Origin of the sequence: Antarctobacter sp., assembly GCF_034670325.1 — a bacterium.
Lineage (GTDB): Bacteria > Pseudomonadota > Alphaproteobacteria > Rhodobacterales > Rhodobacteraceae > Antarctobacter.
In genome coordinates, this window is sequence record NZ_JAXMNR010000002.1 from 208,468 (window position 1) to 231,555 (window position 23,088).

22 protein-coding genes are annotated in these 23,088 nt (G+C 63.5%); 11 read left to right on the forward strand and 11 right to left on the reverse strand.

What is annotated here, in order from left to right:
• Positions 1–63 precede the first annotated feature (63 nt).
• The 3 genes from VOI21_RS06190 to VOI21_RS06200 all read right to left on the reverse strand — a co-directional run bounded on the left by VOI21_RS06190 (position 64) and on the right by VOI21_RS06200 (position 3,327).
• Positions 64–1,494 (reverse strand): TRAP transporter large permease, encoded by a 1,431-nt coding sequence (locus VOI21_RS06190; RefSeq protein WP_323768801.1) that lies wholly within the window; start codon positions 1,492–1,494, stop codon positions 64–66.
• A gap of 4 nt (positions 1,495–1,498) precedes the next feature.
• Entirely contained in the window at positions 1,499–2,233 is a 735-nt protein-coding gene (locus tag VOI21_RS06195; protein WP_323768803.1) for a TRAP transporter small permease, read from the reverse strand.
• A gap of 86 nt (positions 2,234–2,319) precedes the next feature.
• A complete protein-coding gene (locus VOI21_RS06200) occupies positions 2,320–3,327 on the reverse strand; it encodes a DctP family TRAP transporter solute-binding subunit (RefSeq protein ID WP_323768805.1) in 1,008 nt (335 codons plus the stop codon).
• A gap of 295 nt (positions 3,328–3,622) precedes the next feature.
• On the opposite strand from VOI21_RS06200, the gene VOI21_RS06205 reads away from it, so the two are divergent.
• The gene (locus tag VOI21_RS06205; RefSeq protein WP_323768807.1) at positions 3,623–4,204 is read left to right on the forward strand and encodes an HD domain-containing protein; all 582 of its coding nucleotides are present in this window, start codon (positions 3,623–3,625) and stop codon (positions 4,202–4,204) included.
• Here VOI21_RS06205 and VOI21_RS06210 read toward each other — a convergent pair.
• Positions 4,192–5,421 carry a sigma-54 dependent transcriptional regulator gene (locus tag VOI21_RS06210; RefSeq protein WP_323768809.1) on the reverse strand — a complete coding sequence of 410 codons (1,230 nt, stop codon included), beginning with the start codon at positions 5,419–5,421 and terminating at the stop codon, positions 4,192–4,194. The two genes, VOI21_RS06205 and VOI21_RS06210, sit on opposite strands and share 13 nt — an antisense overlap.
• A 58-nt stretch (positions 5,422–5,479) precedes the next feature.
• Positions 5,480–7,234 (reverse strand): sensor histidine kinase, encoded by a 1,755-nt coding sequence (locus VOI21_RS06215; RefSeq protein ID WP_323768811.1) that lies wholly within the window; start codon positions 7,232–7,234, stop codon positions 5,480–5,482.
• 45 nt (positions 7,235–7,279) lie between these two features.
• Here VOI21_RS06215 and VOI21_RS06220 point away from each other — a divergent pair, with 45 nt between their 5' ends.
• Positions 7,280–8,455 carry a cytochrome P450 gene (locus VOI21_RS06220; protein WP_323768813.1) on the forward strand — a complete coding sequence of 392 codons (1,176 nt, stop codon included), beginning with the start codon at positions 7,280–7,282 and terminating at the stop codon, positions 8,453–8,455.
• Between the two features lie 83 nt (positions 8,456–8,538).
• On the opposite strand, the gene VOI21_RS06225 is transcribed toward VOI21_RS06220, so the two are convergent.
• On the reverse strand, positions 8,539–8,994 hold the full coding sequence (locus VOI21_RS06225; RefSeq protein ID WP_323768815.1) for an Lrp/AsnC family transcriptional regulator: 456 nt from the start codon (positions 8,992–8,994) through the stop codon (positions 8,539–8,541).
• A 142-nt stretch (positions 8,995–9,136) separates the two neighbouring features.
• Between VOI21_RS06225 and cysG the strand changes: the two genes are divergently transcribed.
• From cysG to VOI21_RS06255, 6 genes are all read left to right on the forward strand, one after another.
• The gene (gene cysG / locus VOI21_RS06230; RefSeq protein ID WP_323768817.1) at positions 9,137–10,594 is read left to right on the forward strand and encodes a siroheme synthase CysG; all 1,458 of its coding nucleotides are present in this window, start codon (positions 9,137–9,139) and stop codon (positions 10,592–10,594) included.
• The gene (locus VOI21_RS06235; RefSeq protein WP_323768819.1) at positions 10,525–10,824 is read left to right on the forward strand and encodes a DUF2849 domain-containing protein; all 300 of its coding nucleotides are present in this window, start codon (positions 10,525–10,527) and stop codon (positions 10,822–10,824) included. Before cysG ends, VOI21_RS06235 begins: the two co-directional genes overlap by 70 nt.
• Positions 10,825–10,869: 45 nt before the next feature.
• The gene (locus VOI21_RS06240; RefSeq protein ID WP_323768821.1) at positions 10,870–12,540 is read left to right on the forward strand and encodes a nitrite/sulfite reductase; all 1,671 of its coding nucleotides are present in this window, start codon (positions 10,870–10,872) and stop codon (positions 12,538–12,540) included.
• Positions 12,530–13,300 carry a phosphoadenylyl-sulfate reductase gene (locus VOI21_RS06245; RefSeq protein WP_323768823.1) on the forward strand — a complete coding sequence of 257 codons (771 nt, stop codon included), beginning with the start codon at positions 12,530–12,532 and terminating at the stop codon, positions 13,298–13,300. The genes VOI21_RS06240 and VOI21_RS06245 overlap by 11 nt, the downstream gene beginning before the upstream one ends.
• Entirely contained in the window at positions 13,297–13,686 is a 390-nt protein-coding gene (locus tag VOI21_RS06250; protein ID WP_323768825.1) for a DUF934 domain-containing protein, read from the forward strand. Before VOI21_RS06245 ends, VOI21_RS06250 begins: the two co-directional genes overlap by 4 nt.
• 150 nt (positions 13,687–13,836) lie before the next feature.
• A complete protein-coding gene (locus tag VOI21_RS06255) occupies positions 13,837–14,712 on the forward strand; it encodes a ferredoxin--NADP reductase (RefSeq protein ID WP_323768827.1) in 876 nt (291 codons plus the stop codon).
• A 76-nt stretch (positions 14,713–14,788) separates the two neighbouring features.
• Here the strand turns inward: VOI21_RS06255 and VOI21_RS06260 are convergent, their stop codons facing one another.
• On the reverse strand, positions 14,789–15,817 hold the full coding sequence (locus tag VOI21_RS06260; protein ID WP_323768829.1) for a hypothetical protein: 1,029 nt from the start codon (positions 15,815–15,817) through the stop codon (positions 14,789–14,791).
• A gap of 156 nt (positions 15,818–15,973) precedes the next feature.
• Here VOI21_RS06260 and infC point away from each other — a divergent pair, with 156 nt between their 5' ends.
• Positions 15,974–16,519, forward strand: coding sequence for a translation initiation factor IF-3 (infC, locus tag VOI21_RS06265; RefSeq protein WP_416358965.1), 546 nt, complete (start codon positions 15,974–15,976; stop codon positions 16,517–16,519).
• A gap of 101 nt (positions 16,520–16,620) precedes the next feature.
• On the opposite strand, the gene VOI21_RS06270 is transcribed toward infC, so the two are convergent.
• The 4 genes from VOI21_RS06270 to dksA form a co-directional block, all read right to left on the reverse strand.
• Positions 16,621–17,613 carry a molybdopterin-binding protein gene (locus VOI21_RS06270; protein WP_323768831.1) on the reverse strand — a complete coding sequence of 331 codons (993 nt, stop codon included), beginning with the start codon at positions 17,611–17,613 and terminating at the stop codon, positions 16,621–16,623.
• Complete coding sequence (locus tag VOI21_RS06275; RefSeq protein WP_323768833.1) at positions 17,610–18,584, reverse strand: XdhC family protein; 975 nt, start codon at positions 18,582–18,584, stop codon at positions 17,610–17,612. The genes VOI21_RS06270 and VOI21_RS06275 overlap by 4 nt, the downstream gene beginning before the upstream one ends.
• A gap of 77 nt (positions 18,585–18,661) precedes the next feature.
• Positions 18,662–19,828, reverse strand: coding sequence for an FAD-dependent monooxygenase (locus VOI21_RS06280; RefSeq protein WP_323768835.1), 1,167 nt, complete (start codon positions 19,826–19,828; stop codon positions 18,662–18,664).
• A gap of 72 nt (positions 19,829–19,900) precedes the next feature.
• The gene (gene dksA, locus VOI21_RS06285) at positions 19,901–20,323 is read right to left on the reverse strand and encodes an RNA polymerase-binding protein DksA (RefSeq protein ID WP_323769267.1); all 423 of its coding nucleotides are present in this window, start codon (positions 20,321–20,323) and stop codon (positions 19,901–19,903) included.
• A gap of 313 nt (positions 20,324–20,636) precedes the next feature.
• On the opposite strand from dksA, the gene VOI21_RS06290 reads away from it, so the two are divergent.
• Together VOI21_RS06290 and VOI21_RS06295 are read left to right on the forward strand one after the other, a co-directional pair.
• Positions 20,637–21,476 carry a MoxR family ATPase gene (locus tag VOI21_RS06290; RefSeq protein WP_323768837.1) on the forward strand — a complete coding sequence of 280 codons (840 nt, stop codon included), beginning with the start codon at positions 20,637–20,639 and terminating at the stop codon, positions 21,474–21,476.
• A gap of 174 nt (positions 21,477–21,650) precedes the next feature.
• Complete coding sequence (locus VOI21_RS06295) at positions 21,651–23,084, forward strand: tyrosinase family protein (protein WP_323768839.1); 1,434 nt, start codon at positions 21,651–21,653, stop codon at positions 23,082–23,084.
• Positions 23,085–23,088 lie beyond the last annotated feature (4 nt).

Sequence of the window (23,088 nt, forward strand, 5' to 3'; positions counted from 1 at the left end):
ACACCCGCAACCCTGTCCACGCGTGGACACATGAAAAAGGGCCGGTCTCCCGGCCCTTTTTTATCACTTCGATCGCGCCTCACAAAACGACGCTTCAAGCTGGTTCGTCGGCGGCGCGCCCTCACAATTGATCTGCGGCCCCATCACCGCGTCCGGCAGCACCGTCGAGATGATCGGAATATAGGTCACCATGATCAGGAAGACGAACAGCACCGCCAGGAACGGCAGCGCCGCCTTCACGACGCGCATCATCGGCATGCCCGCCACCCCCGAGGTCACGAAGAGGTTCAGACCCACCGGCGGCGTTATCATCCCGATCTCCATGTTGACCACCATGATGATGCCCAGATGGATCGGATCGATGCCCAGTTGAAGCGCGATGGGAAACACCAGCGGCGCTACAATCACCAAAAGGCCCGACGGCTCCATGAACTGGCCGCCGATCAGCAGGATCACGTTGACGATCACCAGGAACATGATCGGACCAAAGCCCGCGTCCAGCATCGCCCCCGCGATCTGCTGCGGGATCTGCTCATCGGTCAGGACGTGCTTGAGGATCAGCGCGTTGGCGATGATGAACATCAGCGTCACCGTCAGCTTGCCCGCCTCGAACAGCGTGTCCTTGGTGTCCTTGTGGAAAAACGCAGTCACCAGCGCGATAGGCTTGCGCATCAGCGGCGTGTTCGGCCCGCCCTCCTTGTTCGCAAGCGGTCCCATGTCGCGATAGACAAAGGTGGCGATAATGAAGGCGTAGACTGCCGCAACCGCCGCCGCCTCTGTGGGCGTAAAGATGCCGCCGTAGATGCCGCCAAGGATGATCACGATCAGCAACAGACCCCAGAGCGCATCACCGCCGGACTCGGCCACCTCTCCCCAGCCTTTCCATTCCCCTTTGGGCAGGCTGCGGACCCGCGCGATGACATAGATCGTGGTCATCAGCATGGTGCCCGCCATCAGGCCCGGAATGACCCCGGCCATGAACATGCGCCCGACCGACACATCGGTGGCCGAGGCATAAACCACCATCACGATGGACGGCGGGATCAGGATGCCCAGCGTGCCCGCGTTGGCGATGACACCGGCGGCGAAGTCCTTGGAATAGCCCACCTGACGCATCCCGGCGATCACGATGGAGCCAATGGCCACCACAGTTGCGGGCGACGACCCGGACAAGGCCGCAAACAACATACAGGCAAAGACGCCCGCGATGGCAAGACCGCCCGGCAGGTGCCCGACGCAGGCGATAGAAAAGCGGATGATCCGCTGCGCCACGCCGCCCGTCGACATGAACGACGAGGCCAGGACAAAGAACGGGATCGCCAGCAGCGTGTAGTGCCCCGCCATCGCCTGAAAGAAGGTCTGCGCAATCGAGGCCAGCGAGGTGTCGCTGAGCACCAGCAGAAAGACGATCGAGGAAAACCCGAGCGAGACGGCAATCGGCACGCCGATCAGCATCAGGCCGATCACCATGACAAAGAGAATGACAACATCCATGGGATCAGTCCTTGTTCAGATGCGCGACGTCTTCGACCGCGTCTTCGGCTTCGTGGCTGACGATCAGGCTTTCGTCGTGGCCGCGCCAGATGCGCAGGGTCGCCTGAACGAAGCGCAACAACAGCAAGGCCGCACCGAAGGGCAGGATGAAATACGGGATAAAGCGCGGGATCTTTTCATAGGCTTCACCCTCGTTGATCCACGGCTCGATGAACCGCAGCCACTCCGGCATCCGAATGTCCACGACCTCGTACCAGCTGCGATAGGAGGTGCGCGTCATTTCCTCAAAGCCCGTGGGAAACCAGCGTCCGGTGGTCTGCGGCAGGTTGGCGAAGTTCGCCCAGTAGTCCCACGCGCCTTTCAGCAGCATGAAGGCATAGGCAATGCAGACGGCCGCCGCGATCAAGGTCAGCACTTTGCGAACCGGGGTCGAAACGAGGTTCAAAACTGCGTCCACGCCCAGATTGGCGGTCTTTTTGACCGCGTAGCTGATCCCGAACAGCACCAGCCATGCAAACAGGAATGACGTCGCCTCAAGCCCCCAGATCAGGCCACCGGGCAGATCTACGCCCAACGCGCCTTCGACCCAACGGCCAAACTGGCTGTTCACGCCATAGCGCAGGACCACGTTGATGAAGGTAATGATCGTCATTGCGCCAAGAATGAGCGCAATCACCGTCTCTTCCAGTTCGTCGATGAAACGCCCGAACATCCCGTTCGGTGGATTATGAGCTGACATGGTCCCCCCTCGTCGTCCCGTTTGCGGATACAAAAAACCCGGCCCCTATCCGTTCACAGGGGCCGGGTCACAGGCATTCCGGCCTGTTACATGCTGTCGTTGATCGCCTGAGCCGCGTCGATGTTATCCTGACCGACGTCTTTGACGAACTGTTCCCAGACCGGCTTCATGACATCGACCCAGGCCTGACGCTGTTCCGCGTTCAGTTCACGCACCACGCCACCAGCGGCGATGATCGCCTCTTTTGCTTCCTGGTTGACCTTGAAGGACTCAGAGTTGCGTGCCTCTGTCACCTCGGCAAGGATGGTCGACAGTTGGTCGCGGATGTCCGCGTCCAGACCTTCCCACCAGTCCACATTGGTCACGACCAGATAGTCGATCACGCCGTGGTTGGTTTCGGTGATGCCGTCCTGAACCTCAAAGAACTTCTGGCCATAGATGTTGGACCAAGTGTTCTCCTGACCGTCCACAACGCCAGTTTGCAGTGCACCGTAGACTTCGGAAAAGGCCATCGGCTGCGGGCTTGCACCCAGCGCTTCCATGTTGGCCTTCAGGACGTCCGAAGGTTGAACGCGGAATTTCAGGCCCATGGCGTCGGCGGGCGACAGCAGCGGCTTGTTGGCGGAAATCTGCGTCACGCCATTGTGCCAAAAGGCCAGACCCAGCAGACCGCGGCGGGTCATCGATTCCTTCATCGCCTGACCAGTGTCAGAGTTCTGGAACGCGTCGACCGCGTCGATGTTCTTGAACATGAAGGGCAGATCGAAGATGCGGAACTGTTTGGTGAACTGCTCGAACTTCGACAGCGACGGCGCGGCCAGCTGGACGTCGCCTTGCAGCATCGCCTCAAGCACCTGATCGTCGTTGTACAACGTCGAGTTCGGGAACACTTCCATGCAGGCCTTGCCGTCCATCTCGGCATTGACGCGCTCCATCAACAGCGTCGCGGCGATGCCTTTGGGGTGACGGTCGGTGTTGGTGACATGGCTGAACTTGATGACAAGCTCACCTTCGTCGCAGGCAGCCTGTGCAGTGTTGGCTGCACCGGACATCAGTGCGGCGGCCGCCACGGCGGTCATCAGAAACTTTTTCATTGGTATCCTCCCAGATACGTTTTTTGGCGTTTCGCGGCGCCCCTCCTCGGGCACCGAATGAGCACAACAAAGCCGCTTGGAACGAATCGGATCAAGGGCCTGTTGCGACCACTGTAACAGCATCCAATATTTTCACCTAATTACAGTGCCTTATTGAGGTTTTCGAACAAACACATCTGCCCTGTCCCAATGGCATCGTGCGGGACTCCGCACAGATGTTTCCGCTCTCAGTGCGGAAATCCGCACAGTTTTTCACCTAATGGCGAATCCCCTTGGCGGCACGCAGAGTGTGGCAATGACTCACCCGACCGACCGATTCGACCAGATCATCGCCTTTTTACAGGGCGCGCAAAGCCTCAAGGAAACGCTGCGCTCCGGGGCCACCTCTGCCGGTCGCCGCGAAAGCGTCGCAGCCCACAGTTGGGGTCTGTGCCTGCTGATCCTTCTGCTGGAAAAGGAGCTGGACGGTATCGACCTGCCGCGCCTGTTGAAACTGTGCATTCTGCACGACCTCGGAGAGGCGATCTCTGGCGATATTCCCGCGATCCATCAAGATCCGGCAGTCAACAAGTCAGCGCTGGAGCGGGTGGATTTCCAGACCCTCTGCGCGCCGCTGCCCGATGACCTGCGCGGGCAATTCCTGACGCTTTGGGATGAATATGAGGCCGCAGAGACACCAGAGGCGCAGATGGCCAAAGGCCTCGACAAGCTGGAAACCATGATCCAGCACGTCACCGGCGCACAGGACAGCGATTTCGACTATCTTTGGAACCTTGGATACGGCAACGACCGAACCAACAAGGCCCCTCTCTTGCGCCGCTTGCGGGCCAAGGTTGATGCGATGACCCAAGCGACCGGAAAGGGTCAGCCGCGATAGGTTTCTGGTTTCAGCCCGTATTTGGCCAGCTTGTCGTAAAAGGTCTTGCGCGGCAGTTTCAGCGCCTCCGCCGCCAGCCGCGCCTGCCCTTCGGCCTTGCGCAGCGCCTCGATCAGCAAAGAGCGTTCCACCTGCGCCAGCCGCTCGGTCAGACCAAGGCTGTTATCAGGCACCGACACATCACCCAGACCCAGAACAAACCGCATCGCAGCGCTCATCAGCGCCCGCGCATTGCCCGGCCAGTCCTGCGCCATCAATCCCGAAATCACCTCTTCGGTCACATCCGGCGGCATCAGACCCGCCTGCTCGGCGGCCTGGGCCACATAGTGGCGAAACAGCACCGGAATATCCTCGGGGCGTTCAGCCAGCGCCGGTATGCGGACCTGACAGACCTCCAGCCGATAAAACAGGTCGCTCGACATCTGGCCACTTTCGGCAACGGCAGCAAGATCCTGGGAACTGCTGCCAATCAGAACCGCGCCGCCTTGTTCCATCAGGTCGATCAGCGCCAATTGCGTGTCCTGAGACAGCGCCCCGATCCCGTCCAGAAACAGCGTGCCCCCGGCGCATCGCTGCCAGAGCGCCTGCAATTCCTCCCGGTCCAGACCGGCGGCGGCGCGTTTTTCGAACGGGCCTTTGGCGCGGGGTGACGACAGGTGGATAACCTCGGCCACCTTGGAAATCCCCGATCCCGGCGGGCCGGTGACAAGTGCCTCTGTCCCGGCCCCAGCCGCCACCCGGACGCGGGCACGCAGCCGTTCGGACAGGGGCGAGACACCAAAGATCAGCCGCGCCGCCGGATCGCCGGTTTCCAGTTCCCTTTTCAAACGACGGTTTTCCAGCACCAGCGTGCGGTTTTTCAGGGCGCGCGCCACCACGGCGGTGAAATCCGCCGGGCTACAGGGCTTTTCAAGGAAGTCGAACGCCCCCAAAGACACCGCGCGCACGGCCATGGGAATATCGCCCTCGCCGGTCAGCAGGATCACCGGCAGGTCCGGGTCCTGCCTGCGCGCATAGTCGAGCAGGTGAAACCCGTCGCGCCCCGGCATCCGGATGTCAGAGACGATGACCCCGTCGAAACCGGGGCCGATATGGTCCTTGGCCTCGACAAAGGACCCGGCGGTCAGCGCGTCGAAATCCGCAAGCTCGAGCGTCTGTCCCAGCGCCTCACGCACCGCCGCGTCATCATCCACCAACAGAACCCGCGTCACCGCCATGAAAGCCTCATGAGAAAAAGAGGCCACGACGCAGGCCCGCGGCGGGTGGCGCTGCCGTTCATGCCGCCATTTCCTCTTGCCAATAGTCCAGTTCCACAGAGAACAGCGCCCCCGTATCCGTGTTGGTCCCGCGAATGCGTCCGCCAAAGCTTTCGATCAGGCCGTAGGAGATTGACAGGCCCAGCCCCATGCCCTCGCCCACCTGCTTGGTGGAGTAAAACGGCTCGAATACCTTTTCGGGGTCAGCGATGCCCGGCCCGCTGTCCTGCACGCGCACCTCCAGCCGCTCGCCCAGCACCAGCGTGATCCAGATCGCCTTGTTCTTTTGGCCGGACATGGCGTCGGCGGCGTTGTTGATCAGGTTGACAAAAACCTGTCCCAGCCGCACCTCGCCGCCGTTGACCCAGACTGGACCGGGCCAATCCGTCGGTCGCCACGCCAATGACACGCCATCGGCTTGCAGGCGCGCCTCTGTCAGTTCCACAGCCGAGGTCAACACCGCCACCACGTCAACCTTGCCCATCGGTTCCGCCTCGTTGCGGGCAAAGGCGCGCAGGTTCTTGATGATCCGCGCCGCCCGCGCCGCCAAAGCGGCGATGCGGTCAAGGTTGGCGCGCGCCTTTTCCGGGCGTCCCTTGTCCAGAAAGGCGGCACCGTTTTCTGCAAACTGTCCGATCGCCATCAGCGGTTGGTTCAACTCGTGACTGATCCCCGCCGACATCTGGCCCAAGGCGCTCAGCTTGCCCGCCTCCACCAGTTCCGCCTGCGCGCGGCGCAGGGCGGCCTCGGCCTCTTCGCGTTCGGCCACTTCGCGTCGCAGCGCCGCGTTGGCCTGCTCCAGATCCTGCGTGCGCGCCCGGACCCGCCCCTCCAGCCGCGCATTGGCGATGCTGAGGGTGCGCCGCCGTTCTGTCGCCAGAAACAGCAGCGAGCCAAAGAACAGGCACAGCACCGTCACAGCCATCGTCTGCAACCACGCAATCCGCCGCGCCGGGGCGACATCCATCAAGGCCTCTCCGGTCAGGCCAATCACCGGCAGTCTCTGCGTCAGATGCAAGGCGCGACGCGGGACATAGGCGCTGAGCGCCACATCCCAGATTTCGAACCCGGCGACGTGGTGGACGGCCAGCGGCGCCAGTTCTCCGTCGGGACCGATCAAAGCATCGGGCGCACGTTCCCAGAACAGCAGTTCCGACCGGTTGGTGACGAACACCCGGTCAAGATCATCTGTGAAGAACACCGCTGGCCGCGACCCTCGCCATTCCCGTTCCAGCGCCTCGATATCGACCGCCAGAACCAGCACGCCTTCGACCTTGTCATCCGCTCCGAAATGCGGTGCGGCATAGAAATAGGCGCGCCCGCCAAGACGCGGACTGATGCCATGATCCGCCCCCAAGGCACCGTTCACCGCACGCTGGAACCACGGCTGGGCGATCAGGTCATCGGGTGTCTCTCCGTGGGCTGCGGCCAGCACGCGCCCTTCGCGGTCCGCATACATCGCGGTCAGCGCGCCGGTCTTGTCGGCGCTGCGCAGCAACAGCGCCTCGGCCTCTGAGCGTGGGCCATCGCGGTGCAGCGCGCTCAGCACCGGATGATCCACCAGCGTCACCGCAAGCGAGCGATACCTCTGCAACCCGGTCATCAGCCTGTCCGCCGCCAACGCCAGATCCGACTGACCGCGCGCCTGTACCTGACGCAGCGCCTCGGCGTGACTGGTGGCCCAGACCACCCAGCCCAGCACCGCCACAGCGGTCAGGAACAACCCGACGATCAGGATCCGTGTTGATGCTCTATCCCTCATGGGTCCAGTCATAGCGCCCCCTTGCCACGGCGGACAAGACACGCCAAGCATCGCGCCATGATGGCTTTCTCGCAAAACCCGACCGCTCCGGACTTTGTCCAGAACCCCTATCCGTTCTATGAAACCCTGCGCACGGGCGGGGATCTTGCCTATTGGCGCGAGTACGCCATGCCCTGCGCGGTCTCTCACCGGGCGGTCAGCGCGCTGCTGCGCGACCGCCGGTTCGGGCGTGAGGTCCCGCCCGAGCTGACCCCCGAAATCCCGCCCCATCTGGCCCCGTTTTACGCGGTCGAGGCGCATTCCATGCTGGAACTGGAACCGCCGCGCCACACGCGGCTGCGCGGGTTGGTGCTGCGCGCCTTCACCTCGCGCCGGATCAAGGAACTGGCCCCTGAGATCGCGCAACTGTCGCACGACCTGATCGACCGCTTTCCTGACGGGACCGTCGACCTGCTGCCCGCCTTTTGCGCGCCGCTGCCGGTGATTGTCATCTGCCGCCTGCTGGGCGTTCCAGAAGCCCACGCCGACCAACTGCTGGCATGGTCCAACGCGATGGTCTCGATCTATCAGGCCCGCCGGGATCGCAGTATCGAAGAGGCCGCCGCACATGCCGCCCAAGAGTTCTCTGCCTTTCTGGCCGACTACATCGCAACCCGCCGCACAGCCCCCGCCGATGACCTGATCACCCACCTGATCGCCGCCGAAGAAGCGGGTGAGAAGCTCACGACAGAGGAACTGATTTCAACCTGCATCCTGCTGCTGAACGCGGGCCATGAAGCGACGGTTCACACAATGGGCAACGGCATAAAGGCTCTGCTGGAAACCGGCACGCAAATCACGGCCCAAACCGCCGAACCGGTGGTCGAAGAGATCCTGCGCTATGACCCGCCGCTGCACATGTTCACCCGCCATGCCTATGAAGAGGTTGAGGTTTTCGGCCACACATTCCGGCGCGGCGATCAGGTGGCACTGCTATTGGGGGCCGCCAACCGCGACCCGGATGTCTGGCCTGACCCGGCGCGTTTTGACCCCACCTGCGCGCCTGCCGCCAACACCAGTTTCGGCGCCGGGCTGCATTTTTGCGTCGGCGCACCGTTGGCACGGCTGGAACTGCAAATCGCCCTGCCGATCCTGTTTGACCGCCTGCCGCGCCTGCGCCTGGCCACGCCGCCGCGCTTCGCCAATCTCTATCATTTCCACGGGCTGGAGCGGCTGGAGATTCATACGCGTTAAGCGGCACCCAAGGCGAACCGGCACCGTCCTGCAAACCCCGCCCCGGATCAGGCCCGGGGCGCGACCGTGTTTCTACCCCCACGTCACAAAGGCAGCGCGGTCGTCGCCTTGATCTCTTCCATCGACAGCAGCGCGGTGACGTTGTGCACCTTTACCTCCGAAATCAGCGCCTGATAAAACGCGTCATAGGCGCGCGCGTTTTTCACCCGCACCTTCAGGATATAGTCGATGTCCCCCGCCAGCCGGTGCGCCTCTTGCACCTCTGGCCGCTCTTTCAGCGCCTTGAGAAACTTGGCCTGCCACTCTGCCTCATGCTCTGACGTGCGGATCAGCACAAAGAAGCAGGCCTCGAACCCCAGCTTTTCGGCGTCCAGAACCACGGTCTGCTGGCCCAGCACGCCGCCCTCGCGCAGCTTGCGAATCCGGTTCCAGACCGGCGTCTTGGAGGACCCCACCTGCTTGGCAATCTCATCCAGAGACTGGCCCGCATCGCGTTGCAATTCCGCAAGGATTTTCCGGTCGGTGGCGTCGATCTTCACGGCTGTTCTCTCCTGTGGCCAGACATGGGACACAACTCCCCGCCTTGGCGCAAACTAGAACACACGTCCTTACTTCACCAGCCCCATAGTCAAATCATGGGACAATTTCCTATATTGCAGGTCAGAAGCAAGGAGCCAACTCGTGCAGCACTTCCCGATCTTCCTGAACCTCGCCGGACGGCGGGTGGTGGTTTCCGGCGGTGGCGCGGCGGCACTGGCCAAGCTGCGCCTGCTGCTCAAGACCAAGGCCGCGATCACCGTTTTCGCCGCCAAACCTGACCGCGAGATCATCACTTGGGCCGCCGAAGGCGCGCTGACGCTTGTCCCCCGCGCGTTTGAGCCGGGCGATGCGCTGTGCGCCGCGCTGTTCTATGCCGCCAATGAGGACGACGTCGAGGATGCGCGCACCGCCGCACTGGCCCGTGCCGAAGGCGCGCTGGTCAATATCGTCGACAATCTGGCCGACAGCCAGTTCATCACCCCCGCCATCGTCGACCGTGACCCTGTCACCGTGGCCATTGGCACCGAAGGGGCCGCGCCGGTTCTGGCCCGCGCGATCAAGGCCGACCTTGAGGAACGGCTGCCCGCCACGCTGGGTACGCTGGCGCGGATCGGCAAGTCGTTCCGCAAGATGGCAGAGGCGCTGCCCTTTGGCCGCGCCCGCCGTGACTTCTGGCAGGATTACTATTTCAACGCCGGTCCCCGCGCCATCACCCAAGGCGAAGACGCCGTGGATCAGGCGCTCGACGATCTGCTGGCCCGTCACCTGACCCGCCCCGAACGTCCCGGTCATATCTCCTTTGTCGGCGCGGGTCCGGGCGATCCGGACCTGCTGACGCTCAAGGCGCGCAAGGCGCTGGATGCGGCCGACGTGGTCATCCACGACCGCCTTGTGCCGCAGCCGGTCCTTGAACTGGCCCGCCGTGAGGCGACCCTGATCGACGTCGGCAAGACCGGCTTTGGCCCCTCTGCCAAGCAGGAAGACATCAACGCGCTTGTCGTTCAACACGGGCTGGAGGGCGCGCAGGTCGTGCGCCTCAAGGGTGGCGATTGCACCGTCTTTGGCCGCCTGGACGAAGAGGTCGAGGCCGTGCTTGAGGCCGGTCTGTCCTATGACGTGGTGCCCGGCATCACCGCCGCCTCTGCTGCCGTCGCCAGCATCGGTCAGTCGCTGACCAAACGTGGCCGCAACGCCAGCGCCCGCATCCTGACCGGCCACGACATGCAGGGCTTTGCCGATCACGACTGGCGCAGCCTTGCCCGCCCCGGTGAGGTCGCCGCCATCTACATGGCCAAGCGCGCGGCGCACTTCCTGCAAGGGCGGCTCTTGATGCATGGTGCCGCCCCAGACACCCCCGTCACCGTGGTCGAAAACGCCTCTCGGCCCGATCAGCGGGTGCTGGGCACCACGCTCGACCGCCTGTCCACCGACCTTGGTGAGGCCGATTTCAACGGCCCTGCCCTCATGCTTTTCGGCCTCGCCCCCCGCGATGGCCTGCCCGTGACAACATTCGATCAGGAGGCATTCCCATGGCCCGCAACTTCACTCCCAAAGTCGTCACAGCAAACGCCCTCCTCGCTGGCGACGTCGTCTATCTGACCGACGATGATCGGTGGAGCCCCGACCTGCGCGAGGCGGAACTGCTCACCGATGAGGCCCACGCCCAGCTACGTCTGGTCGAGGCCAGCGCCCGGCACGCCGAGGTGGTCGGCGTCTACCTCGCCGACATGAAACCCGGAGCCGACGGGCCGGAACCCACGCACTTCCGCGAGGCGTTCCGCCGCAAAGGCCCCTCCAATTACGTGCACGGCAAACAGGCCGAGCTCTGACCCCTTTCCGACCCCACGCGCGTCCGCCGCGCCAAGGAGACGACCATGTATAGCTATTCCGACTTCGACGCCGCCTTTGTGGCAGAGCGCAACCGCCAGTTCCGCTCGCAGGTGGAACGCCGCGTCGACGGCTCCCTGACCGAAGATGAGTTCAAGCCGCTGCGCCTGATGAACGGCCTCTACCTGCAACTGCATGCCTACATGCTGCGCGTGGCCATCCCCTATGGCACGCTCAACAGCGGCCAGATGCGCCAGTTGGCCTATATCGCGGAACGCTGGGACAAGGGGTATGGCCACTTCACCACGCGCCAGAACATCCAGTACAACTGGCCCGACCTGCGCGATGTGCCGGACATGCTGGACGCGCTGGCAGAGGTGCAGATGCACGCCATCCAGACCAGCGGCAACACCATCCGCAACGTGACCGCCGACCACTTTGCCGGGGCCGCGGCGGATGAGATCGCCGATCCGCGCCCGGTGGCCGAACTGCTGCGCCAGTGGTCGACCGACCACCCGGAATTCCAGTTTCTGCCGCGCAAGTTCAAGATCGCCGTGACGGGCTCGCCCAATGACCGCGCCGTGACCGCCGCGCATGACATCGGCATCCGCATCGTCGAAAAGGACGGTGTGATCGGCTATCAGGTGCTGGTTGGTGGTGGCCTTGGCCGCACGCCGATGATCGGCAAGGTGCTGGCGGACTTCGTGCCGCAGGCCGACCTGCTGCCCTTTGTCGAGGCCACAGTGTCGGTTTGGAACCTGCTGGGGCGCCGCGACAACAAGTATAAGGCACGCATCAAGATCACCGTGCATGAGCACGGCATCGACGAGATCCGCCGTCTGGTCGAGGACCGCTTTGCCGAGACGAAGGCGGCGTTCAATGGTGCCGATTTGGCCCTTTACGATGCAATAAAAGCCCAGTTTGCAGCACCATCGTTCACAAAACGCCCTGTTTCGGCCTTTGAGCGCACTTATAACTCCGACCCGGTCTTCCGCTCCTGGGCGGATACCAACCTGGCCGAGCACCACGCCGCAGGCCATGTCATCGTGCAGATCAGCCTCAAGGCGCACGGCGAGACGCCGGGCGACGCCAGCGCCGAACAGATGCGTGTGATGGCCGACATCGCGCAGGACTTTGGCTATGATGAACTGCGCATCAGCCATGAGCAGAACGTCATCCTGCCCCACGTCCACCGCGACGACCTGCCGGAAATCCACGCCCGGCTGAAGGCCCACGGGCTGGCGACCGCCAACATCGGCAAGATCAGTGACATCATCGCCTGCCCCGGCATGGACTATTGCGCGCTGGCCACCGCCCGCTCGATCCCGATCGCGCAGGAAATCGCCACCCGCTTTGACGACCTGAAGACAGAGCATGATATCGGCGATCTCAAGATCAAGATTTCGGGCTGCATCAACGCCTGCGGCCACCACCATGTTGGCCATATCGGCATTCTGGGCCTGGACCGCGCGGGTGTGGAAAACTACCAGATCACGCTGGGCGGCGATCACACCGAAAACGCGGCCCTTGGTCAGCGCACCGGTCCCGGCTTTCCGGCGGAGGAAATCGTGCCCGCCATCGAACGCATCGTGGACGCCTACCTGACCCACCGCGACGCCCCCGAAGAAACCTTTCTACAGGCGTTCCGTCGCATCGGCATGGATCCGTTCAAGGAGGCGCTCTACGGTCCGCAGGAGCGTAAGGCCAATGCCGCGTGATCAGACCCAGACAGACCTGCGCGCCCGCGTCGACAGTCTGAACGCACGCTATCGCCACCACAGCGCCACCTCGGTGCTGGAGGGCGCGCTGCGCGATCCGGACGCGGGCGAACTGGCGATGGTGTCGTCGTTCGGGGCGGAATCGGTGGCGCTGTTGCACCTTGTGGCGATGGTCGACCGCAAGACGCCGGTTTTGTTCATCGACACCCGGCTGCTGTTCGCCGAGACGCTGACCTACCAGCAGGAGGTGGCCGAACGGCTGCGGCTGGGGAACCTGCGCATCATCAAGGCCGACCGCGCCACATTGGACAGACGCGACCCCTATGGCGCCCTGCGCCTGTCGGACACAGATGCCTGCTGCGCGCTGCGTAAGACCGAACCGTTAAACGCGGCGCTGGACGGCTATGACGGCTGGATCACCGGGCGCAAACGCTATCAGTCCGGCACCCGCGCCGCGCTCGATTTCTTTGAGATCGAGGACGGCACCGACCGGATCAAGCTGAACCCGCTGGCCCATTGGACGCCCGAGGACGTGCGCGCCTACATGGAAGAAAACCGCCTGCCCCGGCACCCGCTGGTGGCACAGGGGTATCCGTCCATCGGCTGCCAACCCTGCACCTCCAAGGTGGCCCCGGGCGAAGATCCGCGATCAGGCCGCTGGCGCGGGCAGGACAAGGAAGAATGCGGCATCCATTTCGTAAATGGCCGCCCCGTCAGAAACACCGTCACTGGCGGCACCAAACAAGGAGAACAGGCATGAGTGTCATCGTGCGCGACACCGGCTTTCACGCCGAGGACTGGATCGAAGGTTTTGACGCGCCCATCGCGCTGGACCTGCCGTCCGACACCGACCCGGCCACGTTGGAGTTCAACCAGACCACCCGGATGATCCGCATCGACTTTCCCAGCTTTGCCGACGGGCGCGGCTTTACGCTGGCGCGACTGTTGCGGCTGCGCGGCTACAAGGGCCAGTTGCGTGCGCGCGGCCATGTGATCGCCGATCAATACGCCATGGCGCGCCGCGCAGGCTTTGACGAGGTCGAAATCGACGATGCGCTGGCCGAACGCCAGCCGCAAGATCAGTGGATCTTTCGCGCCGATTGGCAGGCGCATGACTATCAGGCCCGCCTGCGCGGAACCGCCTGACCGCTCCAATCGCCCGACCGTTTCAGGCAGCGTCCCGGCGGGGAGCTGCCTGCGCCCACCCGCGCCCGCCCGCGCCCATGGGCCGCGTTTCACCTGACACAGATCAAAGCTAGATATGAGGTGTCGGTTAAACCAACCGGCAAAGACGCAATGACAGAGATGACCCCCGTGACTGACGCCACCGCTGCCCAGAGCCCCGCACAGACCCCGGCCCCCCGCAAACTCGCCGTGCCTGATACGCAGACCGTCACACAGGTCACGCATTACACAGACCGGCTGTTTTCCTTCCGCTGCACCCGTCCCGCCAGTATGCGGTTCCGGTCAGGAGAGTTTGTGATGATCGGCCTGATGGGCGATGTGAACCCCAAGACCGGCAAGCAAAAACCGCTGCTGCGCGCCTATTCCATCGCCTCGCCGTCGTGGGATGAGGAACTGGAGTTCTACTCGATCAAGGTGCAGGACGGCCCGCTGACCTCAAAGTTGCAGCACATTGCCGTGGGCGACGAAATCATTCTGCGCCCCAAACCCGTCGGCACGCTGGTGCATGACGCGCTGTTGCCGGGCAAGCGGCTGTGGCTCTTCGCCACCGGCACCGGCTTTGCGCCGTTCTCCTCGCTGCTGCGCGAACCGCAGACTTATGAGGATTACGATGAGGTCGTCATCACCCATACCTGCCGCGAGGTTGGGGAACTGACCTACGGCCATGACATTATGGAGTCGCTGAAAACCGATGAGCTGCTGGCCGAAGTGATTGGTGAGGGGTTTTGGAAGAAGATCAAATACTACCCCACCACCACCCGCGAAGAGAGTCCCAAGATGGGCCGCATCACCGACCTGATGCGCTCTGGTGAGGCATTCACCGACCTTGGCGTGCCGCCACTGACGCCGGACACCGACCGCGCGATGATCTGCGGCAACCTCGCCTTCAACCTTGAACTGAAAGAAATGCTGGAAGGTTACGGGCTGGAGGAAGGCGCCAATTCCGACCCCAAGCATTACGTGGTCGAAAAAGCGTTCCTCGACTGACGCATCCACCATCTGGACATGAAAAAGCCCCCGCCGATCCGGCGGGGGCTTTCTTTTTTGTCCGGGTGACGTGGGATCAGAGGCCCAGCGTCTCTTTCAGGCTGTCCAGAATACCCTGCAGCGTGTCCGGGTTGTTCTTGGCCTGCTCCAGCAGCGCCTTGGCGCCGGTCTTGGCAATCGCGTTCAACTCGGAATCGTCGATATACTCGGCGACTTTGTCGTAGTCGAAGCCTTCCACCGTCAGCAGATCTTCGATCTTCGGCTCTGCGGTGTCGGCGGGCACAGCTGCGGGTTCCGCGGTCTCTACAGGCTCAGCGACCGGCTCGGCGGTCTCAACCGGCTCGGCTGCCGGCTCGGCGGCCTCGACAGGCTCAGCAGCGGGCTCAGCAGTCTCAACGACCGGCTCGACAGGCTCAACAACCGGTTCCGCCGTTTCGACAGGCTCCACAACCGGATCAGCGGTCGTGGCGGGTTCCAGAACCGGCTCTACGGTTTCGACCGGCTCAACCACCGGATCGACCGCCTCGGCCACGTCCGCAGCGGGATCGGCGGTCAAGGTGGTGTCCACAGCGTCAGCAACGTCCTTGGCCGCGTCCACGGTGCCGTCAACGGCATCCTTGGCCACGTCAACGGCGGCGTCGCCTGCGTCCTTGGCGGTGTCGACGGTCGCATCGACCGCATCCTTGGCCGTATCCACGGTCGCGTCGACCGCATCGGACAGCGCATCGCCCAGCTTGGCCTTGCCTTCGGCCACGTCCTTGGCGGCATCGGCCAGCGCGGTTTCGGCTGCATCGACCGTTGCGTCCACTGCATCTTTGGCCGCGTCAACGGTCGTATCGACAGCGTCCTTGGCTGCGTCAACCGCCGTCTCACCGGCGTCCTTGGCGGCATCGACCGTCGTGTCGACCGCGTCCTTGGCAACATCGGTGGTGGTCTCGGCTGCGTCCTTGACCTTTTCCGCAGCCTCGCTTGCCACCGGGGCCATCTCTTCGGGCGTCTGGCCTGTATACCACAAATAACCGCCCACTGCGGCCGCTGCCGCCACGATCACGAGGATCAGGTTTCTCATGGGAACCTCCATCGCATATTCGCCCCATGCGAACATGCCCGGGGCCTCCTGCGATCCGTTTGCGCCGCGCGAAGGGGGTTCGCAAGGGGAAACACCGCAATCAAGGCGCACTGGCATAGATTTGCCGCTTGAAAGCGCAGGAAGGCAAGTTTACCTTGCCGACTTGAAAAAAACCGCAAATGGAGCATTCCAATAGCCCGCAGACCGCATAACGCGCCGCCCACGCGCGACACAGGCCCCCGCGTCAATGATCGCATCCGGGCCCCCGAAATCCGTCTCATCGGCGCCGAAGGCGAGAACGTCGGCGTTGTCACACCGGCGCGCGCGATGGAGATGGCTGAACAGGCCGGACTCGATCTGGTCGAGATTTCTCCCAACGCCGCGCCGCCGGTCTGCAAGATCATGGATTTCGGCAAGTTCAAATACGAAACCCAGAAACGCGAGGCCGAAGCGCGCAAAAAGCAGAAGATCATCGAAGTCAAAGAGGTGAAGTTCCGTCCCAACACGGATATTCACGACTACGAGGTCAAGATGCGCAACGTCTTCAAGTTCCTTGAGAACGGCGACAAGGTGAAGATCACCCTCCGCTTCCGCGGTCGTGAGATGGCACACCAGAACCTGGGCCGCGAGTTGCTGGAACGGGTGGCCGAGGACGTCAAGGAGATCGGCAAGGTCGAGAACATGCCGAGAATGGAAGGCCGCCAGATGGTCATGATGATCGGCCCTTCCGCCAAATAACCGCTCCAGAGCCCGCCGTTTCAGGCGGGCTTTTTCTTGCCTATAGGCCCGCCGTACATTGCTATCCGATGCGCGGCGATCTCGCGACAAGGCGCAAATCCTTACGCCTCGCGCAGGCGCCCGCGCGCCGGGATTTCCTTGAGCAAGCCGCCCACGCCCATCCCCGCGATGTCCTGCGACGTGACCGGCACGCCGCACAGCAGCCGTTCCAGCACCCAGTCGGCCCCGTTCAGCGCGGGCGACCGCGCACAGCCCGGCAAACCAATCACCGGGCGGCCCTGAAGCGTGCCGAAAAACAACAGGTTGCCCGGATCGACCGGCATCCCGAAATGGGTCACGCTGCCACCTGCCTGCCGCACAGCCTCGGGCGCCACGTCATACAGATCAGAGGTGGCCGAGCCGGTCAAAATCAGGATCATGTCCGCCTGCGTAGCGCTTATCGCCTTGGCCAGCGGCGCTGCCCGATGCGGCACCACCTGTATCGGGCCAAGGGCGACACCCAGCCGGTCCAGCCGCTCTTGTGTGACCGCCTGCCCCTTGTCGCCACTTTCCTTGCCGTCCACCGTGGTCTGGATCAACTGTGCGCTCTGGCACTCCACAGGCCGCAACCGCAGCGCCGATTGTCCCGCAAGGCAGGCCGCCTCCAGCGCCGCCTCTGGCACCGCGTAAGAGATGATCTTGACCGTTGCCACCATGCCGCCCGCCGCGACCCGCTGCCATTGCGGCACGGTCGCCACCGTGATCATCGGATGCAGCGCGTTCAACGCATGGATGCGGTCGGCCAGCACCTCGATCACGCCGGGCGCTTCGGCGTGCAGGTTGACGCGCCCGGTAGAGGCCTTGCCGATCCGCAGTCCGGCCAGCACCGGATCAGGCACCAGCGCCTGTGCCAGCCGCTCTGCCGCCGCGTCCTCGCCCAGATCGCCCGGCTCCAGCCGCGCAGCGATCACCTCACTCAGGCCAGCCCCGCGCAGGGTGGTCAGGTCTTCGGCGTTCAACACACGGCCCTTCCGCAGCCGCCCCTTGTCCAGAGCGACCGAATGCGCCAGCACCGCGCCTTCGGCCTGATCCAGCGGCACGGATCCGAATTTCATCGCCTGTCGCCCTGCCGCAAGACCTGCGTCATCTGTGCAATCACCGACACCGCGATCTCTGCCGGGCTGGCAGCGCCGATGTCCAACCCGATGGGTGCGTGAATGCGCCCGATCTCTGCCTCGGTGAACCCGGCCTCCGTCAGGCGTGTCACCCGCTTGGCATGGGTCCGCGTCGACCCCAGCGCGCCGATGTAGAAACAGCCCGACCGCAGCGCCTTTACCAGAGCCGGATCGTCCAGCTTGGGGTCATGGGTCAGCAGAACCAGCGCCGTGCGCGTGTCCAGACCCAGCTTTTCAACCGCCTCATCCGGCCAATCGTGCAGCAATTGTGTCTCGGGAAACCGCGCCGGAGAGGCGAACGCCTCTCGCGGGTCGATCACCGCCGGGTCATAGCCCGCGATCCGTGCCATCGGCAGCAGGGCTTGGGCGATATGTACCGCCCCCACGACCACCAGCCGCAAAGGCGGGTTATGGATGCCGACAAAGACGCGGCTGTCCGGCTCGAACCCCGACCGATCCATGCGGAAGCGGTCCTGAAACCCGGTGTGATCCAGCCAGCGGTCGCTGCGGTCCAGATCGACCACATAGGCCACTGGCTCGCGCGCCGCGCGCGCCCTGACCAGATCCGCCAGCAGCATTTCGGGCAGCACCGCGCCCACAGGCTCCACCAGAACCCGGATGGTGCCACCACAGGCCAGACCCACGGCAAAGGCATCATCGTCAGAGACGCCAAATTCCAGTTCGCGCTGCTCTCCGGTTTCCAGCGCGTCCAGCGCCTCGACAATCACCGCGCCTTCGACGCAGCCGCCGGACACCGATCCCTCGATCTGGCCGGTGCCAGAGATCGCCAACTGGCTGCCAACGCGGCGCGGGGCAGAGCCCCATGTCTGCACCACCGTCGCCAGAACAGCGCCTTCGCCGGACTGATGCCACGCCAGCGCCGTTTCGGGAATCGCGTCAACCGTGTCCATGAAAAGCCCCCCCACTCTCTTTGCCTGATGTCTAGCATGTAAGGCCGCCCTGTCTGCCCCTTCAATGGTCGAAGAGGTCAGGCGGTCACGTCATGCCCGTACAGCCAGTCGAAACTGCGCAGCATCGCACCGGGGGCCAGCCGCCCGACCACGCCCAGACCCAGATGCGCCACGCCGCGCACCAGCGGGTTGCGCAGGTGGTATTTCCACGCGTTGCCGCCGGCCGCGTCGATCACCTTGACCACGCGGTCGCGCCGCCGTTGCTGATAGGCGGCCAGCCCTTGTGCCATGTCCGGTGCCCCGGCCAGCGCATCCGCCAGCACCCAGGCATCCTCCAGCGCCATGTTCGCGCCCTGCGCCAGAAATGGCAGCGTCGGATGAGCCGCATCGCCCAGCAACGCCACGCCCTCGCCTTGCCAGTGTTGCGCCACCGGATGCCGGAACAGTCCCCAGAGACCCGGGTTGTCGACTCCTGACAGCAGTCCCGGCACCACGCCGCCAAACCCGGCAAAGGCCGCGCGCAGGTTGGCGGCGTCGTCCCGGTGGCTCCATCCTTCGGCGGCCCAGTCGCTGCGTTCCTGCACCGCGACAAGGTTCACCATGTCGCCGCCGCGCAGCGGATAGCTGACCATGTGCCGACCCGGGCCCATGTGGACCCGTGCCTCTGCCGGATGGCCGACCTTGTTGGGGACCACCGCGCGCCATGCCACCTGCCCGGTGAAAAAAGGCTGCGCCGCGCCGTTCAGGACCGGGCGCAGGACCGAATGCAGCCCATCCGCGCCAATCACCAGATCGGCACAGGTGGCGTCGCCATTGCACAGGGTGATCTGCGGTCGCGGACCGGGGGTGACATCCTGCGCCTTTTGCAACAGCCGCACGCGGACGCCCATCGCCCGCGCCCGCGCCGCCAGCAGGTCCACCAGATCGGCGCGATGGACAAAGCGGTAGCTGTGCGCCTCCGGCAGATCGCCCAGATCCATCCGCAGCACCTCACCCCCGCGCGCATTGCGCAGCGATACCGCCTGCCCCCGGACCGAGATTGACCGAAACCCGTCACCCAGCCCCAGCGCCTGCAAGACTCGCAAGCCGTTCGGGCTGATCTGGATACCGGCGCCGACCTCGCGGATCGCATCGGCCTGTTCAAGGATGCGCACGTCCGCCCCCCTTGCCCGCAGCGCCAGCGCCGCCGTCAGCCCGCCGATCCCGGCACCGATGATAGAGATCCTGAGGTCGTTCAATTCCATGCCGCCCCCATGACAAACGAAAAACGCCGAGGCAAGGCCCCGGCGCTTTTCATTCGCATAGAACGATGCGGTTCAATCGTCGCGGTGTACTTTTTCGCGGCGCTCGTGACGCTCTTGCGCCTCAAGGCTCATGGTGGCGATCGGACGGGCATCCAGCCGTTTCAGGCTGATCGGCTCGCCGGTCACTTCGCAGTAACCGTATTCGCCCTCATCAATGCGGCGCAGCGCCTGATCGATCTTGTTGACCAGTTTGCGCTGCCGGTCCCGCGTCCGCAGTTCCAGCGCGCGATCGGTTTCTTCGCTGGCACGGTCGGTCACGTCGGGAATGTTCCGCGTGCCCTGCTGCAATGCCTCGATCGTGTCGCGGCTGTCCGACATCAGCTCGGCTTTCCAGACCAAAAGCTTGCGTCGAAAGTATTCCGTCTGCCGTTCGTTCATGAAAGGTTCATCTTCGGCCGGACGATAGTCATCGGGCAGAAAGGTTTCAGGCTTCATCTCCGCTCCCTCATCAACGCCAATATCTGTCATTTTGAATTTCCTCAGATATCTGGCACCCCTGCGGGCAGCCATTAAACCAACCAGAGACGCTTGTCACGTCACATTAACGCCTTTCCCGACCCGAAATACGGCAGCGGCGGGGCAGTGTTCAGGCCAATCCGCGGCACCTGCACCCTAGACCGGGACAATCCGTCGATCACCGTCGGATTGATGCGCTTGGCGCACCATGTAACGCCCTCGGGCGGTGCTTGCAAATCGTTGCTGCCGTCTCTACCCCTCGGACCGGAACAATCATCGAGGAGGTCGCGCCATGCGGTTCGAAGGCACCGAGGACTATGTCGCCACTGACGACCTGACCATGGCGGTCAACGCCGCCGTGACGCTGGAACGCCCGCTTTTGGTCAAGGGAGAGCCCGGCACCGGCAAGACCGAACTGGCTCGACAGGTGGCCCGCGCGCTGAACCTGCCGATGATGGAATGGGCGGTGAAATCCACCACCAAGGCGCAACAGGGCCTCTATGAATACGACGCCGTGTCCCGCCTGCGCGACAGCCAGCTGGGCGATGCACGCGTCAACGACGTGGCCAATTACATCCGCAAGGGCAAGCTCTGGCAGGCCTTCGACGCCGACGGCAAGGTGGTCCTGCTGATTGATGAGATCGACAAGGCCGACATCGAGTTCCCAAACGACCTGTTGCAGGAACTCGATAAGATGGAATTCCACGTCTACGAGACCGGCCAGACCGTGCGCGCCAAACATCGCCCCATCGTCATCATCACCTCGAACAATGAAAAGGAACTGCCCGACGCCTTTCTGCGCCGCTGTTTCTTTCACTACATCAAGTTCCCCGACACAGAGACCCTGCGAAAGATCGTCGAGGTGCATCACCCCGGCATCAAACCCGCTTTGCTGACCACCGCGCTTACCCAGTTCTACGAATTACGCGACCAGCCGGGGCTGAAAAAGAAACCCTCCACCTCCGAGGTGCTCGACTGGCTCAAGCTGTTGCTGGCCGAGGATCTGGACGCCGAAGATCTCAAGCGCGACGGTGCCAGCGCCCTGCCGAAACTGCACGGCGCGCTGTTGAAAAACGAACAGGACGTTCACCTGTTCGAACGTCTCGCCTTTATGGCACGCAGACAGCGCTAAGCCATCGCCCGCGCCACTGGGCCGCGTAGTCTCGCGGCCCCGATGGTGACGACGGCCCCTCCAAACACTCCAATAAGTTACAGAACCGTAGCGCGACTCGCCTCTATGGTGTATTCTGCTGCGTATTCAATATTTCACCAGTTCCCTTTTCGCACTCAATTTTCCGGAGGTATCATGCACACCAATCGCCGCGTATTCATTGGCGCTCTGACCGCCGCAGCCGCGCTGTCCGCAGCCACCCGATCCCCTGCACAGACGACCTACAAAGGGGCCGAGCGTACCCGGCAGGACGTCAACACGTTGCCCGCCGACGATCCTGTCCTGACGCAATACGCCGACGCGATCGCCCAGATGCGCCAACTGCCCGCCTCCAACCCGATCTCATGGGAGGCGCAGGCCCGCATCCACCTCAATTTCTGCCCGCACGGCAACTGGTTCTTCCTGCCGTGGCACCGCGCCTACCTCAGCCAGTTCGAGGACATCATCCGCGACCTGTCCGGCAATGCCGACTGGGCCATGCCCTATTGGAACTGGACGCGAAACCCGCAGGTCCCGGCCCCGTTCTGGCAGGCAGGCAGCCCGCTGATGCACCCCAGGAACGTCGGCCCCAACAGCAACATGCCCTCTGAATTTGTCGGCGCGCCCGTCCTCGAAAGGATCATGGGCAAGCCCAATTTCCAAAGCTTCGCAGGCTTCAAATCAACCGCCCCGCGCGGCTCTGGCGGCGGGTCGGAACAGCTTGAAAGCGCGCCGCACAACGCCGTTCACCGCGAAATCGGCCGCGACATGGCCAGCTTTCTGTCGCCGCTCGACCCGATCTTTTGGCTGCATCACTGCAACGTCGACCGGATCTGGGCCAGCTGGAACAATGCCGGAAACGCCAATTCCCCGGACACCGACCTGACAGAGTTCCTGTTCGCCTCGACCCCCGGCAACCTTCAGTTCGTCAAACCCGATGGTGCACCGCGCCCCATCGTCGTGAAAGACGTCTATGCCACGACCCCGATGGGCTATGGCTATGACCGGCTGGAAACCGTGCCGGAAACGCCCTTTGCCGCCGCAGCACTCAGCCTGTCGATGGCGGCGCGCAATACGGTAGAGCGTCGGCAGGATCTTGACCGCACCGTCTCGCCGGGCGGCATCCTTGACACGACCCTTGCGCTGGACACCGCGCTGATCACTGCGCTGGCCAACACCGGCCGGATAAAGACCATGTCCAATGTCGAAATGGCGGATCTTGCGCCACCGACGCAAATCTCGACCGGCACGCTGACAGTGCGGGGACTGCGGGCACCGGCAGGCCCGGACACCGGGTTCCGGGTCTTTCTGAATTGTGATTACCTGTCACTGGAAACGCCGATCAATGATCCCCATTTCGTAGGTTCGGCAGCGTTTTTCATCAATGGCGTGCCGTCAGAGACGATGGAACATGCCCACGGCGCGGACTTTGTCTTTGACATCACCGACACGCTGGACCGCCTGCGGCGGGCCGGAACCCCGGTGAACGGACAACTCCGGCCACAGGTGATTGCGCTGACCAAGAACAACGAACCGGTGGAGCTTGCCATTGATGGCGCATTCGAAATCACGGTGGAAACGGTTGGGTAACACC

Excerpts from the sequence above, each read along its gene's own strand:
- VOI21_RS06190 (WP_323768801.1), bottom strand. The coding sequence starts at position 1,494 with ATGGATGTTGTCATTCTCTTTGTCATGGTGATCGGCCTGATGCTGATC.
- VOI21_RS06245 (WP_323768823.1), top strand. The coding sequence starts at position 12,530 with ATGCCGCGTGATCAGACCCAGACAGACCTGCGCGCCCGCGTCGACAGT.
- VOI21_RS06200 (WP_323768805.1), bottom strand. The coding sequence starts at position 3,327 with ATGAAAAAGTTTCTGATGACCGCCGTGGCGGCCGCCGCACTGATGTCC.
- VOI21_RS06210 (WP_323768809.1), bottom strand. The coding sequence starts at position 5,421 with ATGGCGGTGACGCGGGTTCTGTTGGTGGATGATGACGCGGCGGTGCGT.
- VOI21_RS06235 (WP_323768819.1), top strand. The coding sequence starts at position 10,525 with ATGGCCCGCAACTTCACTCCCAAAGTCGTCACAGCAAACGCCCTCCTC.
- VOI21_RS06205 (WP_323768807.1), top strand. The coding sequence starts at position 3,623 with ATGACTCACCCGACCGACCGATTCGACCAGATCATCGCCTTTTTACAG.
- VOI21_RS06290 (WP_323768837.1), top strand. The coding sequence starts at position 20,637 with ATGCGGTTCGAAGGCACCGAGGACTATGTCGCCACTGACGACCTGACC.
- VOI21_RS06220 (WP_323768813.1), top strand. The coding sequence starts at position 7,280 with ATGATGGCTTTCTCGCAAAACCCGACCGCTCCGGACTTTGTCCAGAAC.
- VOI21_RS06215 (WP_323768811.1), bottom strand. The coding sequence starts at position 7,234 with ATGACTGGACCCATGAGGGATAGAGCATCAACACGGATCCTGATCGTC.
- dksA (WP_323769267.1), bottom strand. The coding sequence starts at position 20,323 with ATGAAGCCTGAAACCTTTCTGCCCGATGACTATCGTCCGGCCGAAGAT.
- VOI21_RS06240 (WP_323768821.1), top strand. The coding sequence starts at position 10,870 with ATGTATAGCTATTCCGACTTCGACGCCGCCTTTGTGGCAGAGCGCAAC.
- VOI21_RS06280 (WP_323768835.1), bottom strand. The coding sequence starts at position 19,828 with ATGGAATTGAACGACCTCAGGATCTCTATCATCGGTGCCGGGATCGGC.
- VOI21_RS06250 (WP_323768825.1), top strand. The coding sequence starts at position 13,297 with ATGAGTGTCATCGTGCGCGACACCGGCTTTCACGCCGAGGACTGGATC.
- VOI21_RS06270 (WP_323768831.1), bottom strand. The coding sequence starts at position 17,613 with ATGAAATTCGGATCCGTGCCGCTGGATCAGGCCGAAGGCGCGGTGCTG.
- VOI21_RS06255 (WP_323768827.1), top strand. The coding sequence starts at position 13,837 with ATGACAGAGATGACCCCCGTGACTGACGCCACCGCTGCCCAGAGCCCC.
- VOI21_RS06260 (WP_323768829.1), bottom strand. The coding sequence starts at position 15,817 with ATGTTCGCATGGGGCGAATATGCGATGGAGGTTCCCATGAGAAACCTG.
- VOI21_RS06295 (WP_323768839.1), top strand. The coding sequence starts at position 21,651 with ATGCACACCAATCGCCGCGTATTCATTGGCGCTCTGACCGCCGCAGCC.
- VOI21_RS06275 (WP_323768833.1), bottom strand. The coding sequence starts at position 18,584 with ATGGACACGGTTGACGCGATTCCCGAAACGGCGCTGGCGTGGCATCAG.
- VOI21_RS06195 (WP_323768803.1), bottom strand. The coding sequence starts at position 2,233 with ATGTCAGCTCATAATCCACCGAACGGGATGTTCGGGCGTTTCATCGAC.